Source organism: Thermostichus sp. MS-CIW-34 (genome assembly GCF_054060435.1).
On record NZ_JBSSDE010000010.1, the window covers coordinates 1 to 15,360 of the forward strand.

At 59.3% G+C, this 15,360-nt stretch carries 9 protein-coding genes; 3 read left to right on the forward strand and 6 right to left on the reverse strand.

Translation table 11 applies throughout. The features are described 5' to 3' along the window. The 3 genes from ACVWYY_RS05030 to phoU all read right to left on the reverse strand — a co-directional run. Positions 1–2,139, reverse strand: a 2,139-nt coding sequence (locus ACVWYY_RS05030; RefSeq protein WP_457385074.1) for an AAA family ATPase, incomplete at its 3' end; no start/stop codon positions are given. A gap of 208 nt (positions 2,140–2,347) precedes the next feature. Further along, entirely contained in the window at positions 2,348–4,633 is a 2,286-nt protein-coding gene (locus ACVWYY_RS05035) for a ribonuclease R family protein (RefSeq protein WP_457439777.1), read from the reverse strand. A 67-nt stretch (positions 4,634–4,700) separates the two neighbouring features. After that, positions 4,701–5,342, reverse strand: a complete 642-nt coding sequence (phoU, locus tag ACVWYY_RS05040; protein ID WP_414357802.1) for a phosphate signaling complex protein PhoU — start codon at positions 5,340–5,342, stop codon at positions 4,701–4,703. A 208-nt stretch (positions 5,343–5,550) separates the two neighbouring features. On the opposite strand from phoU, the gene ACVWYY_RS05045 reads away from it, so the two are divergent. Continuing rightward, positions 5,551–6,873 (forward strand): four-carbon acid sugar kinase family protein, encoded by a 1,323-nt coding sequence (locus ACVWYY_RS05045; RefSeq protein ID WP_457404344.1) that lies wholly within the window; start codon positions 5,551–5,553, stop codon positions 6,871–6,873. Positions 6,874–7,211: 338 nt separating this feature from the next. Further along, a complete protein-coding gene (locus tag ACVWYY_RS05050) occupies positions 7,212–8,738 on the forward strand; it encodes an FAD-binding oxidoreductase (RefSeq protein WP_457403794.1) in 1,527 nt (508 codons plus the stop codon). On the opposite strand, the gene treZ is transcribed toward ACVWYY_RS05050, so the two are convergent. After that, positions 8,735–10,558, reverse strand: coding sequence for a malto-oligosyltrehalose trehalohydrolase (gene treZ, locus ACVWYY_RS05055; protein ID WP_457403798.1), 1,824 nt, complete (start codon positions 10,556–10,558; stop codon positions 8,735–8,737). The two genes, ACVWYY_RS05050 and treZ, sit on opposite strands and share 4 nt — an antisense overlap. Positions 10,559–11,013: 455 nt before the next feature. Here treZ and ACVWYY_RS05060 point away from each other — a divergent pair, with 455 nt between their 5' ends. Next, complete coding sequence (locus ACVWYY_RS05060) at positions 11,014–13,101, forward strand: prolyl oligopeptidase family serine peptidase (RefSeq protein WP_457439779.1); 2,088 nt, start codon at positions 11,014–11,016, stop codon at positions 13,099–13,101. Here the strand turns inward: ACVWYY_RS05060 and eno are convergent. Both eno and ntcA read right to left on the reverse strand, forming a co-directional pair. Then, entirely contained in the window at positions 13,098–14,381 is a 1,284-nt protein-coding gene (gene eno / locus ACVWYY_RS05065) for a phosphopyruvate hydratase (RefSeq protein ID WP_011434092.1), read from the reverse strand. The two genes, ACVWYY_RS05060 and eno, sit on opposite strands and share 4 nt — an antisense overlap. A 238-nt stretch (positions 14,382–14,619) precedes the next feature. Beyond that, on the reverse strand, positions 14,620–15,294 hold the full coding sequence (gene ntcA / locus ACVWYY_RS05070) for a global nitrogen regulator NtcA (protein WP_457439781.1): 675 nt from the start codon (positions 15,292–15,294) through the stop codon (positions 14,620–14,622). Positions 15,295–15,360: the final 66 nt, after the last annotated feature.

The following is a 15,360-nucleotide window of genomic DNA, read 5'->3' on the forward strand; positions in this document are numbered from 1 at the left end:
CACTGTCCGCCCTTGGGAGTCGGTGATGCGGCCATCGTCCAGCACCTGCAGCAGGATGTTGAAGACATCCGGGTGGGCTTTTTCCACCTCGTCAAACAGCACCACCGAGTAGGGGCGTCGCCGCACCGCCTCGGAGAGCTGCCCGCCTTCTTCGTAGCCCACGTAGCCTGGAGGAGCTCCGATTAGACGAGAGACCGAGTGCTTCTCCATGTACTCGGACATGTCGATGCGCACCATCGCCTCGGAAGTGTCGAAGAGGAACTCCGCCAAGGCACGGGCCAGCTCGGTTTTCCCCACGCCAGTGGGCCCCATGAACAGGAAAGAGCCGATGGGGCGATTGGGATCCTTCATGCCGGCCCGGGCGCGCCGAATGGCTGCCGCTACGGCGGCTACCGCCTCGTCTTGGCCCACCACCCGCTGGTGCAAATGGGCTTCCAGGCGCAGCAGCTTCTGCTTTTCCGACTCCATCAGGCTGGTGACTGGGATCCCGGTCCAGCGGGAGACGATCTCAGCGATATCTTCAGGAGTCACTTGCTCCCGCAGCAGCGGCTCGCCGTTGGTCTGCAGCTTGGCCAGGTGAGCCTCCTGCTCTTGGATTTGCCGCTCCAATTCCATCAGCTTGCCGTACTTGAGCTCGGCAGCGCGGTTGAGGTCATATTTTTGTTCAGCCTGTTCGATTTGAAGCTTGACGGCGTCCCGCTCGGCTTTAAGGCTTTGCAGGCGTTCGATAGCCTCTTTTTCAAATTGCCAGCGAGCATTCAACTCCCGTTGTCGCTCCGTCAGGTTGGCCAGCTCCTGCTCAATTTTGCTGAGGCGATCTCTAGAGGCAGCATCATCTTCTTTTTTCAGGGAGAGCTCCTCCATCTGCAGTTGCATGATGCGCCGGTCGATCTCGTCTAGCTCGACGGGCTTGGAGGTAATCTCCATCTTCAGCTTGGCCGCCGCCTCGTCCACCAGGTCGATGGCTTTGTCGGGCAGGAAGCGCTCGGAGATGTAGCGGTTGGAGAGCACCGCTGCCGCCACCAAGGCGGAGTCGCTGATTTTGACCCCATGGTGCAGCTCGTAGCGCTCTTTGAGGCCGCGCAGGATGGAGATGGTATCTTCCACCGAAGGCTGATCCACGTACACCGGCTGAAAGCGGCGTTCTAGGGCCGCATCTTTTTCGATGTGCTTGCGGTATTCATCCAAAGTGGTGGCACCAATACAGCGCAATTCGCCCCGTGCCAGCATGGGTTTGAGCAAGTTGCCGGCATCCATGGCCCCTTCGCCGGCCCCGGCGCCGACAACGGTGTGCAACTCGTCGATGAAGAGGATGATCTGGCCTTCGGATTCAGTGACCTCTTTGAGCACAGCTTTGAGGCGGTCTTCAAATTCCCCGCGGTACTTGGCCCCGGCAATGAGAGCGCCCATGTCCAGAGCAATGACTCGCCGGTTTTTCAGAGACTCCGGCACATCTCCCCGGTTGATGCGCTGGGCTAGGCCCTCCACAATGGCTGTTTTCCCCACGCCGGGTTCGCCGATGAGGACGGGGTTGTTTTTGGTGCGGCGGGAGAGCACCTGAATGACGCGGCGGATCTCGTCATCTCGCCCGATCACCGGGTCCAGCTTCCCTTCGCGGGCCGCCTGGGTGAGATCGCGGCCATAGCGCTCCAGGGCTTCGTAGCGGGATTCGGGGTTTTTGTCGGTGACCCGCTGTTTGCCTCGCACCTCTTTGATGACCGGTTTGAGGCGCTCTACCGTCAGGCCCAGGGGTGCCAAGACCCGCTTGCCCACCCGCTCATCTTGCAGGGATCCCAAAAACAAGTGCTCCACCGAGATGAAATCATCGCCGTACTCTTTGCGAAACTCCTCGGCCCGATCCAGGGTGGTTTCCAGGCCGCGACCCAAGTAGAGCTGATCCACCCGCGCCAACTTGGGCTGCTGGTTGATGAAGCTTTCCACTTTATCCCGCACCAGCCTCGGATCGATACCTGCCCGTTGCAGGAGGGTTTGGGTGAGCCCCCCCTCTTGATCCAGAAGGGAGATCAGCAAATGCTCGGTTTCTAACTGTTGCTGCTGGTGCCGCCGGGCCACATCTTGGGATTGGACAATGGCGCTCCAAGCTTTTTCGGTAAATTGGTTGGGATTGGTGGGCTGCATAGGAGTTCGGCAGAGCTTTGCTACTCAGTATAGGAAGGCAATACAGACACAGGGAGCACCCTGGACTCTTTCGGGGCAGTAGAGCTGGGTGCCGGAAGCTCCGGTAGGATCTTCCTGATCTAGGTAATCTAGGTATCGCCTATTTTGCCAGAGCCAGAGTTCGCAACAACCGTCCTCTCCAGCTGCGATCCATGGAGGGATCCCCGCCTTATTCTTCTTCTTCGTAGGGACGGCCTTCCCCGATTACCGCCAGGTCAATTTGTTGGCGGTAGTAATCCACGTTCTTAATCTGCACCTCCACCCGATCCCCCAGGCGAAACTGGCGCCGACTCTTGCGTCCCACCAGCGCCTGCTGACGGCCGCGGTACTCGTACCAATCGTTTTTCAGGGTGCTGACCCGCACCAAGCCTTCCGCCAAGATGGGATCCACCTGGACAAAAAAGCCGTAGTTCTGGACGCCGATGATCAGGCCGGGGAACACCTCTCCCAGGTGCTTTTGCATGAACTCAGAGCGCTTCAGGCCCATCAGCTCCCGCTCCGCCTGCTGCCGGATCCGGTACCCCTCCTGAATTTTGGGCAGTTGCGCCTGGAGAAACGCCTGCCATTCCTCCTGCACCTTGGGCGACAACACCTGCCAGTCGATTTGGCCGTAGCCGCTGGGGCCGTGCAGATCCACCACGGTTTTGGAGCGAGAGCTGCGGCGCTCGCGTCCTTTGCTCAGGGCCAGGTGCAGAGCACGCAAATTGAGCAAGTCGGCATAGCGGCGCAAGGGGGCCGTAAAGGTGGCGTAGGGTTCTTTGAGGCCCAACCCAAAATGGCCGAGTTGCTCTTCCAGAGGCTGGAGACGATACTCGACCGGGGGCAAGGTGGCCAGCATCTGCGCCACCAAGGCCGGGCTCGCGCCAGAGGCCAACACATCGGGAGCGGTGATGCGGGCACAAATCCGCTGCCAGTCCGCCAGAGTTACGACAGCGGGATCTTGCAAATTCAGATCCAGCTTCATGGCATTGGCCAGGCGCAAAAAGCTCTGCAGGGCCTCGGCGGCAGGGGCAGGCTGCACGCGGGCCAAAGAAGGGATCCCCAACTGGCGCAAATGGTGGCCCAGGATTTGGTTGGCCAGCAGGAGAATTTCCGTCATCAGGGCATGGGCGCCGAGGCGATCGCTGATCAAGAGGGGGCCGTAGCCGCTTTCATCGGCAGAGTGGGGAGTGAGCAAATCCAACAGGGGCAGGTCAAATCCCCCCGCTTGGTGACGTTTGGCCCGCAGGATCTGGCTGAGGCGCAGCAGGTTTTGCAGCAGGGCCATCAACTCCGGCACTTCTTCGTCGGGGCCCAAGTCGGCGGTGGTGGCCAAAAGAGCCTGCACCTGACCATAGGACAGGTGAGCCCGCGATTGCACCAGGCTGGGGTAGATCTCGAAGTTTTGTACCACCCCTTCTGGGTCGAGGGTCACTAGCAGTGAATAGGCCAAGCGCTCCTGCTGTGGCAACAGAGCCAGGCGGTTGTGCACCTCCGGCGGAAAGAGAGGCAGCACCATCGTATCGAGGTAGACGGTGGCCGTCCGCTGCTGAGCCTCTTGCTCCAAGGGGTGGTCGGGATCCAACCAATGGGCCACGTCGGCAATGTGGATCCCCAGCAGCCAGTGGTCATTCTCTTGCCGCTGCAAGGAAACAGCCACGTTGGGTTCCAAGCCGTGGGGATGCTGCAGATCCAAAGGCTCCAAAGTGATGCAAAACCAATCGCGCAGATCGCGGCGGCCCTTTTGGTCAGAGCGGCTGAGCTTTTTGGGCAGAGCTGCTGCTGCCTCCAACACTGGAGCGGGAAACTCCTGCGGTAGGTCGTACTTGCAACAGACCAAATCTGCATCGATGGAGGCCTCTGGGCCGTCGCCCAAAATTTTGCGAATGGTTCCGGTTGGGGGCAGATCCCCCAGCGGGTAGCGATTCACCTCCACATAGGCCACCCGACCTTCCGCCAGCTCGACAGGGGATCCCTCCGTCAGGGCCAGCTCGAACAGCAGCCGGTCGTCCAAGGGCACCACCCGAAAACCCTGTTCCGTCTGTTTGAGGCGACCCACCAGGGCAGAATTGGCCCGCTCCACAACGGCCACCACCTCTCCCTCAGGGCTGCGGCGACGGTTGCCATCTTTGGTGACCCTCGCCAACACCTGATCCCCATTCCAGGCGCCGCTGAGGTTGCTGCCGTGGATGTACACATCCTCCACCCCCGGCTCGTCCCGAATGGCGAAGCAGAAGCCTTTGCTGGAACAGCGCAAACGCCCCACCACCAAAGATTCGTCCGGCTTGCGCCGATAACGGGGTGGATCCCCTAGTCGTTCCAGAAACCCGGCCCGCACCAGGCCATCTAGGGCAATCTCCAGCATTTCCGGCGCTTCTGGGTCGGGGGACTGCAAGAGGGCAAGAAGAGTATCTTTGTCGGTCAATTGCTCGGGAGGCTGAGAGAGAAAATGCTGAAAAATTCGAGAGAAGTCCATTTTGGGTATTGGCAAAAGAGAAGAGAAGAAGAGGGGTTAAGACATCGCAAGACCCAACCCGTTGGCGTTAGTCACGCTGGCCGGTGACGATAAAAGCTACCCGCTGACCGATGTTGGTGCTGTGGTCGGCCAGACGCTCCAGGTAACGGATCGCCAGCAACATCAATAGAATAGGCTCGACCGATCCGCGAATGTCAGACTGCTGCGCCAACGTATTGTAAAGGTTAGTGTAATCTTCATCAACGGCGTCGTCTTCCCGCTTCAGTTGTCGGCCCAGGTCAGCATCCAATTCCGTCAGGGCCACCAGGCTGTGGCTGAGCATTTTCTGGCAACGCTGCATCATCACCTGAATACGACCCAGCTCCGGCGGCGGCGGGTACATGACCAAGCGCAGGGCCACTTCGGCCAAATCTTTGGCGTAGTCGCCAATCCGCTCCAGATCCCGCACCAGTTGCATCAGGGTACTGATCCAGCGCAGATCCCGCGCCACCGGGGAGCGCAAGGCAATCAAATTAATACAGTCTTTCTCGATTTGACGATAAAAACGGTCAATTTGCTTGTCTTGGGCGATCACCTGTTCGGCGGCGGCCAAGTTCTGTTCAAACAGGGCCTGCTGGGCCAAGACCACCGACTTTTCCACCAGCGCCCCCATGCGCAGCACGTCCTGCTGTACCCGTTTGATGTGAAGTTGCAGCTCGGCTTGCCCCATGGCTTTCTCCCATGAATGTGGGCAGGGGGGAAATGTCTGCAGTCGTTTTGGATTCAACAGAGCCAGTTGATCTCAATCATGGCAAACTTCGCCTGGAATAGGGGCAGGGAAGATGGCCAACTTGGGGGAAGATGAAAATAGCGGTTGCCCTCTGAGGGGGATTCGTCTGTCTGGAGTTCTCGGGTTGCTTTGTCATTGAGACGGTCTCATGGCTCTCCCCCCTATCGTTGTGTTGGACGATGATCCCACCGGATCCCAAACCGTTCACAGTTGCCTGCTCCTCACCCGCTGGGATCCGGAGACCTTGAAGCTGGGGTTGCAGGATAGCTCGCCGATTCGCTTCATCCTCACCAATACTCGGGCTTTGCCCCCGGCGAAGGCAGCGGAGGTGACGCGGTCGGTATGTGGGGCGTTGAAGGAGGTGATGGCGGAGCTGGGATGTGAGCAGGCTATTTTCGTCAGCCGCTCCGACTCGACGCTGCGGGGGCATTACCCCCTGGAAACGGATGTGATGGCAGCAGAGCTGGGGCCTTTTGATGCCCATTTTCTGGTGCCGGCCTTTTTTGAAGGGGGGCGCATCACCCGCAACAGTGTCCACTACCTACGGGTGGGGGAGCGCTGGGTGCCGGTGCATGAGACGGAGTTTGCTCGGGATGCGGTGTTTGGCTACCACCACAGCTATTTGCCGGACTATGTGCAGGAGAAAACCCAGGGGCGGATCCGGGCTGAGCAGGTGGAGCGATTGACCCTAGAGCAGATTCGCGCCGGCTGTCTGGAGCGGCTTTTGAGTCTGGAGGGGAATGTCTGCTGTGTGGTGGATGGAGAAACCCAGGCGGATCTGGATCGGTTTGCCCAGGATGTTTGGGCGGCTATAGAGCAGGGGAAGCGCTTTTTGTTTCGCAGTGCCGCCAGCCTCCTGACGGCTCTGGCCCAGTTGCCGCCACAACCCGTTCCCCCGGAACAGATGGGGCAGTTTGTTCGCTCCTCTCAACCGGGGGTGGTGATCGTGGGATCCCACGTGCAAAAGTCCAGCCAGCAGTTGGCCCGCCTTCTGCAGGAGCCTGAAACCCAAGGCATCGAGGTGGAGGTGAGGCGACTATTGGATCCCGACGCGGAGCTGCTGCCTGGGATCCTGGCCCAAGTTCACAGCGCCTATGAGCAGGGTCTGGCGCCGGTGGTCTACACCAGCCGAGAGGAACTGACGTTCGAAAAGGACGCCGTAGAAATGCGCCTAGCTTTTGGGCAGAAGGTTTCCCGGTTGTTGATGGGTGTGGTGCAGGGGCTGCCAGAAGGGATCGGCTATCTCATCAGCAAGGGCGGCATCACCTCCAACGACACCCTCAGCGTTGGCCTCAACTTGCCGGCGGTGCGTCTGCTGGGGCAAGTCTACCCTGGGATCTCGATGGTGATCACCCCGTCCGATCATCCCCGCTTTCCCAACCTGCCGGTGGTGTTGTTTCCGGGCAATGTCGGCGAGGTGGATACGCTGCTTTTGCTCCACCGTCGCCTCAAAAGTCGGGGCTTGATTTAGGGTGAAGAGGATGGTCTTGTGGGTTCCTGATACATTTACGCTGAACACTGCTGAACATCACTGTTCAACTATGCAGCGATAGCATTCTGTTTGTTTCCATTCGCGTTAGCGGGACGGAGTCCAAACAGAATGGCGGTATCCCGCAAAGCTTTGAGTAGAATACCCAAAGCGCAGTTTCCGTGTCGTCCTACTACCAATTTTCTGCTTTGCTTTGGCTACCATGTTGGCAGACTCGAAAGTAAACAGAAAGATCAACTGGTAGTAATCCGTACTGAACATATTATACATTATTTTCAGTATAGTTGAGCTTATTATTGACTAGAGTCATGCTCCTGCCGATGGCTGAAGTTGTCCCCCCGCCGGAAGCCTTGCCCGCCTCGGATGCCTGGTGGGGATCCCTGCGGCAGCCGCAGGCGGAACTGCCCCCGGCAGTGGTTCACCCTTCTTCCGCTCGTTTGGGCAGCCAATCCTGGGATGCCGATGTGGTGATTGCCGGCGGCACCTTGGGGATCCTTCTGGGGGCGGCTTTGGCCAAGCGGGGCTGGCGGGTGATCCTGCTGGAGCGAGGGATCCTGCGGGGTCGGGAGCAGGAGTGGAACACCTCCCGGCAGGAATTGCAGGTGTTGCTGGAGCTGGAACTGCTCACCCCAAGGGAATGGGAGAAGGTGCAGGTGACCCATTATCCTGGCGGGCGTATTGGCTTTGGGGATGGCCCCAGTTGGTGGGTGGAAGGGGTGCTGAATGTGGGGGTGGATCCCGCTGGATTGCTGGAGCACTGCAAAGCCCACTTTTTGGAATGGGGTGGCCAATTGCGGGAAAATACTTGCTTTTTGGGTGCTGCTGTTCACCCGGATGGGATCGGCATCCAAACCAACACGGGATCCCTCACTGCCCAGTTGCTGGTGGATGCTATGGGGCATCGCTCCCCCCTCGTGGCCCAGGCTCGCCGAGGACAGCCGCCGGATAGCGTGTGTCTGGTGGTGGGATCCTGTGCCCAGGGGCTGCCCGACCAACCCACGGGAGATCTCTTCTACAGCTTTACCCCAGCCCAGAACGGCTACCAGCCCTTTTGGGAAGCCTTCCCCGCCCGCGATGGGCGCACCACCTATCTGTTCACCTACTGCGACCGAGATCCGGAGCGGCCTAGTCTAGAGCAGCTCTGGCGGGATTACTGCCGGCTGCTGCCAGCCTACCAGGGGGTGGAGCTGGCCCAGATCCGCTGGGTGCGCAAGCTATGTGGCGTTTTCCCCGCCTACCGCTGCAGCCCTCTGCAACTGCCCTGGGATCGCCTGTTGGCAGTGGGGGACAGCAGTGGCAGCCAGTCGCCTCTAAGCTTTGGCGGCTTTGGCGCCATGTTGCGCCACCTGGATCGCCTGCAACAAGGAATCCACGAGGCCCTGGCGCAACGGCAGTTGAACCAGGCAGCCCTAGCCCTGCTGCAACCCTACCAGCCCAACTTGGCCGTGACCTGGCTATTTCAGAAGGCCATGATTCCCCCTCTGCAGAACAAAAGTTGGGATCCCAATAGCATTAACCGCCTGTTGAGCAGGGTGTTTGCGGCCATGGTTGCCGCCGGCCCCCAGGTGGTGAAGCCCTTTTTGCAGGATGTAGTGCAGTTCGGCGGCTTGGCCCAGGCCCTGTGGGGGGTGACGCGTCGGGATCCCAGCTTGGTAGCCAGACTTTTGCCTCGGTTGGGGTTGCCGGAGCTGGTGGCATGGGCGGGCCACTTTGGCGCCCTTGGCCTCTACGAGCTGCTGCAAAGGCTAACAGATCGCCCGGAGCCGGAAACCAACCCCCAGGACTACTTCTGGAGACGGCGCCGCGAGGCTTGGCGCTACGGCTGCGGCCGGGATTACCTCTTTTAGGGGTTCTGACCGTACACCGCCACCCCATAGGGCGGTACCTCCACAAGATCTCCTTGGCTTCCGGCGGGCAGAGAGGATCCCTTGCCCAACCACTGGGTCTCATGGCTGTCCAAAAGTTTTTCCCAGGTGCCGCTGGGCCATTGGGTATAGGTGACTGGCTGATCGGGGCTGAAGTTGAAAAGGGCAAGCAAAGCCTGGGATCCGTGGCGGCGGTGCAGGGCAAGGCCAGCGCCCGAAAACAGCTCCACTTCCACTCCATCCCGCTCCAAGTGCTGGAGAGCCGGTTGGGTTTTGCGCAGCCGGATCAGGGCCTGGTACCACTTCCAGAGAACCTGGTGGTGACCGGCCTTTTTCAACTCCCAATTCAGCTTGGAGCGCAAGAAAGTCTCTTCAGCTTGGGGATCCGGCGGCTCTCCCTGCCAGGCAAAGGCGCTGAACTCGCGGCGGCGTCCTTGGCGCACCGCTTCCACCAGGTCGGGATCCCCGTGGCTGACAAAATACAGAAATGGCGCCACTTCCCCATACTCTTCCCCCATAAATAGCAGCGGCAGCATGGGAGCTAGCAGCAGGGCAGCGGCAGCCAATTTGAGGCCCTCGAAAGAGGTGAGCTGGCTAAGGCGCTCTCCCAGCCTGCGGTTGCCCACCTGGTCGTGGTTTTGAATGCAGACAACAAATTGGGATCCCGGTCGCCCAACAGCGGAGTTGCCGTGACGCCTGGCGCGGTAGCAGGAGTACTGGCCAGAATAAACGTAGCTCTCCCGGTAAGCCTTGGCCAGGTGCTCCAATTCGCCAAAGTCCTGGTAGTAGCCTGTCTTTTCCCCGGTAAGCAGGGTGTGAAGTGAGTGGTGGAAGTCATCGCACCACTGGGCATCTAGCCCGTAGCCCCCTTGCTCTCGGGGGGTGATGAGGCGGACATCGTTGAGGTCGCTTTCGGCAATGAGAACCCTGGGCCGGCCAGTGCGAGCTTCTAGGGCATCCACCTGCTCTGCCAATTCCTGCAAGAAGGGGTAGGCGCTGAAGTCGTAGATGGCATGCACCGCGTCCAGCCGCAGCCCATCGAGATGAAACTCCTCCAGCCAGTACTCGGCGTTTTGTAGGAAAAACTCTCGCACGCCGTCAGAATAGCGGTCGTCGAAGTTGAGGGCATCCCCCCAAGGGGTGTGGTACTTGTCGGTGAAGTAGGGGCCAAAATCCCGCAGGTAGTTCCCCTCCGGCCCCAGGTGGTTGTAGACCACATCCAAGATGACGGCCAAGCCCAGTTGGTGGCAGGCGTTCACCAGGGCTTTCAGATCTTCAGCTCCCCCATAGGCGGTCTGCACCGCGTAGGGATAAACACCGTCGTAGCCCCAGTTGCGTCCCCCCGGGCATTGGGCCACCGGCATCAGCTCCAGCACATTCACCCCCAACTCTACCAATTCCGGCAGGCGAGGGATCAGGGCGGCAAAGGTGCCCTCGAGGGTAAAGGTGCCTACATGCAGCTCGTAGAGGATCCACTGGGGCAGCGGGATCCCCTTCCACCCCTGATCCTGCCAGTCGAAGTGGGGATCCACCACCCGCGAAGGGCCGTGGACGCCGTAGGGCTGGCAGCGGGAAGCGGGATCCGGCCGCTCCACTACCCCTGCTGAGGTGTGCAGGCGGTAGAGGTAGTCCACTGGCCCAGGTGGGATCCCGTCCACCTCCCCCTGCCAATAGCCCTGCTCATCCCGCACTAGAGTAAAGCAACGTTGGACAGGGCTGAGCAGCTTCAGCTCCACCTGCTCAACCAAGGGCGCCCACACCGAGAAGTGATAGCAGCCTGAGCCCAGGGGATAGGCGCCCATCCGCCCGGCCTGGAAGAAAGGAGAAGCCTGCAACACAGAATCTATCCCGCAACTCGGCTTCCACTATAGCGAGCATGCCTGGCAAAAGCCGGAGAGTGGGTTTTTGGCTTCTCCTCTGCCATAGTGGAATGGGTCTGATACATTTACGCTGAACACTGCTGAACATCACTGTTCAACTATGCAGCGATAGCATTCTGTTTGTTTCCATTCGCGTTAGCGGGACGGAGTCCAAACAGAATGGCGGTATCCCGCAAAGCTTTGAGTAGAATACCCAAAGCGCAGTTTCCGTGTCGTCTTACTACCAATTTTCTGCTTTGCTTTGGCTACCATGTTGGCAGACTCGAAAGTAAACAGAAAGATCAACTGGTAGTAATCCGTACTGAACATATTATACATTATTTTCAGTATAGTTGAGCTTATTATTGACTAGAGTCATGCTCTAGCGCTTAGGTCTCATGCTCAACTACCCGCCCAGCTATCCCGATCCCACTGTTGTGGACATCTACCACGGGCAGCCGGTGCCGGATCCCTACCGCTGGCTGGAGGATCTGGATTCCGAGCAGACGCGGGCCTGGATTGAGGCGCAAAACCACCTTACCTTTAACTACTTGCAGCAGATCCCAGCCCGGCAGCGGATCCGAGAACGCCTGACCCAGCTCTGGAACTATGAAAAATACAGCCAGCCCTTCAAAGAAGGGGGCCGCTACTTCTACTTCAAAAACGACGGCCTGCAAAACCAGAGCGTTCTCTACACCCAAGAAAGTCTAGAGGGCCAGGCGCGGGTTTTGCTGGATCCCAACACCTTCTCGGAAGACGGCACGGTGGCTCTAGCGGGCATTGCCATCAGCCGCGCTCGCGACAGCGGTGCGGAGCACGCTGGACGGTATCTAGCCTATGGCCTCTCCTGCTCCGGCTCCGATTGGCAAGAGTGGAAGGTGCGGGACATCGAGACCGGCGAGGATTTGCCGGATCACCTGCGCTGGATTAAGTTCTCGGGAGTAAGCTGGACGCTGGATGGACAAGGATTTTTCTACAGCCGCTACGACGAACCGGCCCCCGGCAGCGAATACGAAAGCGCCAACTACTTCCAGAAGCTCTACTACCACCGCCTGGGCACCTCCCAGTCAGAAGATGTCTTGGTCTATCACCGCCCCGACCAAAAAGAGTGGGGCTTTGCCGGCGGGGTTACTGAAGATGGGAATTACCTCATCATCTCCGTCTGGCGGGGCACGGATCCCAAAAACCTCATCTTCTACAAAGACTTGCGGGATCCCCAGTCTCCTGTAGTAGAGCTCATCCGCGAGTTTGAGGCCGAATACAGCTTCGTGGGCAACGACGGATCCCGCTTTTGGCTGTTGACGGACTGCCAAGCTCCTCGGCGGCGACTGGTGGCGATTGACTTGCAGCAGCCCGACCAGGTGCAGGAGGTGATCCCTGAGGCGGAGGAGACCCTGCAGGGGGTTAGCTTGATCAACAATCAGTTTGTGGCCTTCTACCTCAAAGACGCCCACACCCAGATCAAGACCTTTGCTTTAGACGGCAGCTACCTAGGAGAAATCCCGCTGCCCGGGCTGGGATCTGCCAGCGGCTTTGGCGGCAAGCGCTACGACACCGAGACCTTCTACACCTTTACCAGCTTCACTACCCCGCCCACCATCTACCGCTACGATTTCACCAGCGGCACCAGCACCCTGTTCCGTCAGCCCCAGGTGGATTTCAATCCCCAGGCCTACGAGGTGCAGCAGGTGTCTTACACCAGCAAAGACGGCACCCGCATCCCCATGTTTCTCGTCCACCGCCGTGGCCTGACTCGGACAGGGGATCACCCCACCCTGCTGTATGGCTACGGCGGCTTTGGCATCTCTCTTACCCCCAGCTTTTCAGTGGGTCTGGTGGCCTGGCTGGAAATGGGAGGGGTTTACGCCCAGCCCAATTTGCGCGGCGGCGGCGAGTACGGAGAAGAGTGGCACCAGGCGGGCACCAAGCTCAACAAGCAAAAGGTGTTCGACGACTTTATTGCCGCTGCCGAGTGGCTGATAGCCCATGGCTACACCAACCCCGCCAAGTTGGCCATCTCCGGCGGCAGCAACGGCGGCCTCTTAGTGGGGGCCTGCCTGGTTCAGAGGCCGGAGCTGTTTGCAGCGGCCCTGCCGGCAGTGGGGGTGTTCGACATGCTGCGCTTTCATAAGTTCACCATCGGCTGGGCCTGGATCTCCGAGTACGGATCCCCGGAGAACCCGGAGGAATTCAAGGCCCTCTACGCCTATTCCCCTCTGCACAACCTCAAGCCCGGCACTGCCTATCCCGCCACCCTGATCACCACCGCAGATCACGACGACCGGGTGGTGCCCGCCCACAGCTTCAAGTTTGCCGCTGCCCTGCAGGCAGCCCAGGGGGGATCCCAGCCCATCCTCATCCGCATCGACACCAAGGCAGGGCACGGGGCCGGCAAGCCCACCAGCAAGCTGATTGAGGAAGCTGCCGACCGCTGGGCCTTTTTGGTGCAGGTGCTAGGGATCCCCTGGGACGGAACGGGAAGTTAGCGAGCTCTAGGACCCAGGCCCACCCGACCGGCATAAACTGCCGCTTCCCCCAGCTCGTCTTCGATGCGCAGCAGTTGGTTGTACTTGGCAATGCGCTCGCTGCGGCAGAGGGATCCGGTTTTGATCTGCCCGGCACGGGTGGCCACCGCCAGATCGGCGATGGTGGTGTCTTCCGTCTCGCCAGAGCGGTGGCTGATGATGGTGCGAAAGCCGGCTTGAACTGCCAATTGGATGGCCGAGACGGTCTCCGTCAGGGTGCCGATTTGGTTGGGCTTGATCAAAATGGCGTTGGCGGCGGCGCTGTCGATACCCTTTTGCAGGCGGGTCAGGTTGGTTACAAACAGGTCATCTCCCACCAGTTGCACTCGGGATCCCAGTTGAGCGGTCATGGCTTGCCAACCGGCCCAGTCTTCTTCCGCTAGCCCATCTTCAATGGAAAGGATGGGATAGTTGGCCAGCAGTTGCTGGTAGTAAGCCACCATATCAGCCGCGCTGTGGGCTTTGCCCTCAAAGTGATATTGCCCATCCTGCAGCAGCTCGTTGGCGGCCACATCCAAGGCCAAGGCGATATCTGCTCCCGGTTTGTAGCCTGCCTGTTCAATAGCCGTCATCAGCAGATCCAAAGCCGCCGCATTGGAGTCGAGATCAGGAGCAAACCCCCCTTCATCCCCCACACCGGTGGACAGCCCCTTCTGCTGCAGCACTTGTTTTAGTACCGCAAACACCTCAGCCCCGTAGCGCAGCGCCTCGCGAAAGCTGGCCGCTCCAATGGGCACAAGCATAAATTCTTGAATATCGACGTTGTTGTCGGCGTGGGCGCCGCCGTTGAGCACGTTCATCAGCGGCACCGGCAGCAGGTTGGCAAAGGGCCCCCCCAGGTATTTGTAAAGAGGCAAGCCCACTGCTTCCGCAGCCGCTTTGGCTGTCGCCAGAGAAACTGCCAAAATAGCGTTGGCCCCCAGGCGGGACTTGTTGGGGGTGCCGTCCAGGTCGATCAGCAACTGGTCAATACGGGCTTGGTTGAGGGCATCTTCTCCCTGCAGCTCCGACTGGATGGGGCCAAGGATGTTTTCCACCGCCCTCAGCACACCCTTACCGCCGTAGCGTTTGGGATCCCCGTCCCGCAGCTCGTGGGCCTCGAAGGTGCCGGTCGAAGCACCGCTGGGAACCTGCGCCAAGCCCGTTGCCCCATTGGCTAGACCCACCAGGGCTTCTAGGGTGGGACGCCCTCGCGAGTCGAGGATCTCATGGGCGGTAATCCACTCGATGGCTGTTTCCACAGTTACACCTCAGCAATTGGCTAGATAGCTCTGGCCAAAGCCAGATCCCCCCATAGACTAGTGGATTCTTGCCCGCGATCCGGTCAGCTTCCAGAAAACTTTAAGTCTGTCCTTTAGGTATAGAGATTCTTCAAGGCTGCAGCAGTAGATTGAACATAGGCCGGCCAGAGCTTCAACCAACCATCGAGCGGGGTTTGCCTGGGCAAGGTGCTACTCAGGAGGTGTTCTCCTCTTCCTTCTAGGCAAAGCGATGGCTCAGCTGCATCGGGTCGTGTACGGTGATCTTCTTCTTGTGAATGGAGATGTACTTCTTCTTGCGCAGCTCTCCCAACAGGCGGGTGATGGTGACGCGGGTTGAGCCAATGGCCTCGGCAATGGCCTGGTGAGACAGCTTGAGATCGATGGTGACCCCATCTGGGCCAGGCACCCCGAAATCGCGACAGAGAATCAACAAAAAGCTGACCAGACGGGATCCCATGTCGCGATGAGCCAGCGTCTCGATCATCATCTCCGTTTGCAAGATACGAGACGACAGGCTTTTAACCAGCAACATGGCCAGTTCGGCGTTCTCCTGCAAGGATTTTTCCACCTGCTCGATCGGCAGAGAGAGTAACTCGGTAGGTGTAAAAGCCACCGAGTGATAAAAGCGGTCGGAGCGCTGTCCCGTGATAAAGGAGAGCACGCCGAAGATGCTGTTTTCGCGTAGGAGGGCGACGGTGATTTCCTCCCCCATTTCGTAGACCCGCGAGAGCTTAACGGCTCCCTTCACCAAAAAGTAAACCCGCTCCGCCGGATCCCCTGGAAAAAAAATGGTCTTCCCGCGCTCAAACGTTTCGATAACCGGAGGATGGTGAGGGCCTCCCAATTGCTTGAAGGCTGTGATCAGAGATTTTTCCGCTACGGCCACCGCCATACTCATCAACCTTTTAAGGTCAGTTTATACCTAAGATCAACCTATTAAGATCAATCTAGAAGCATT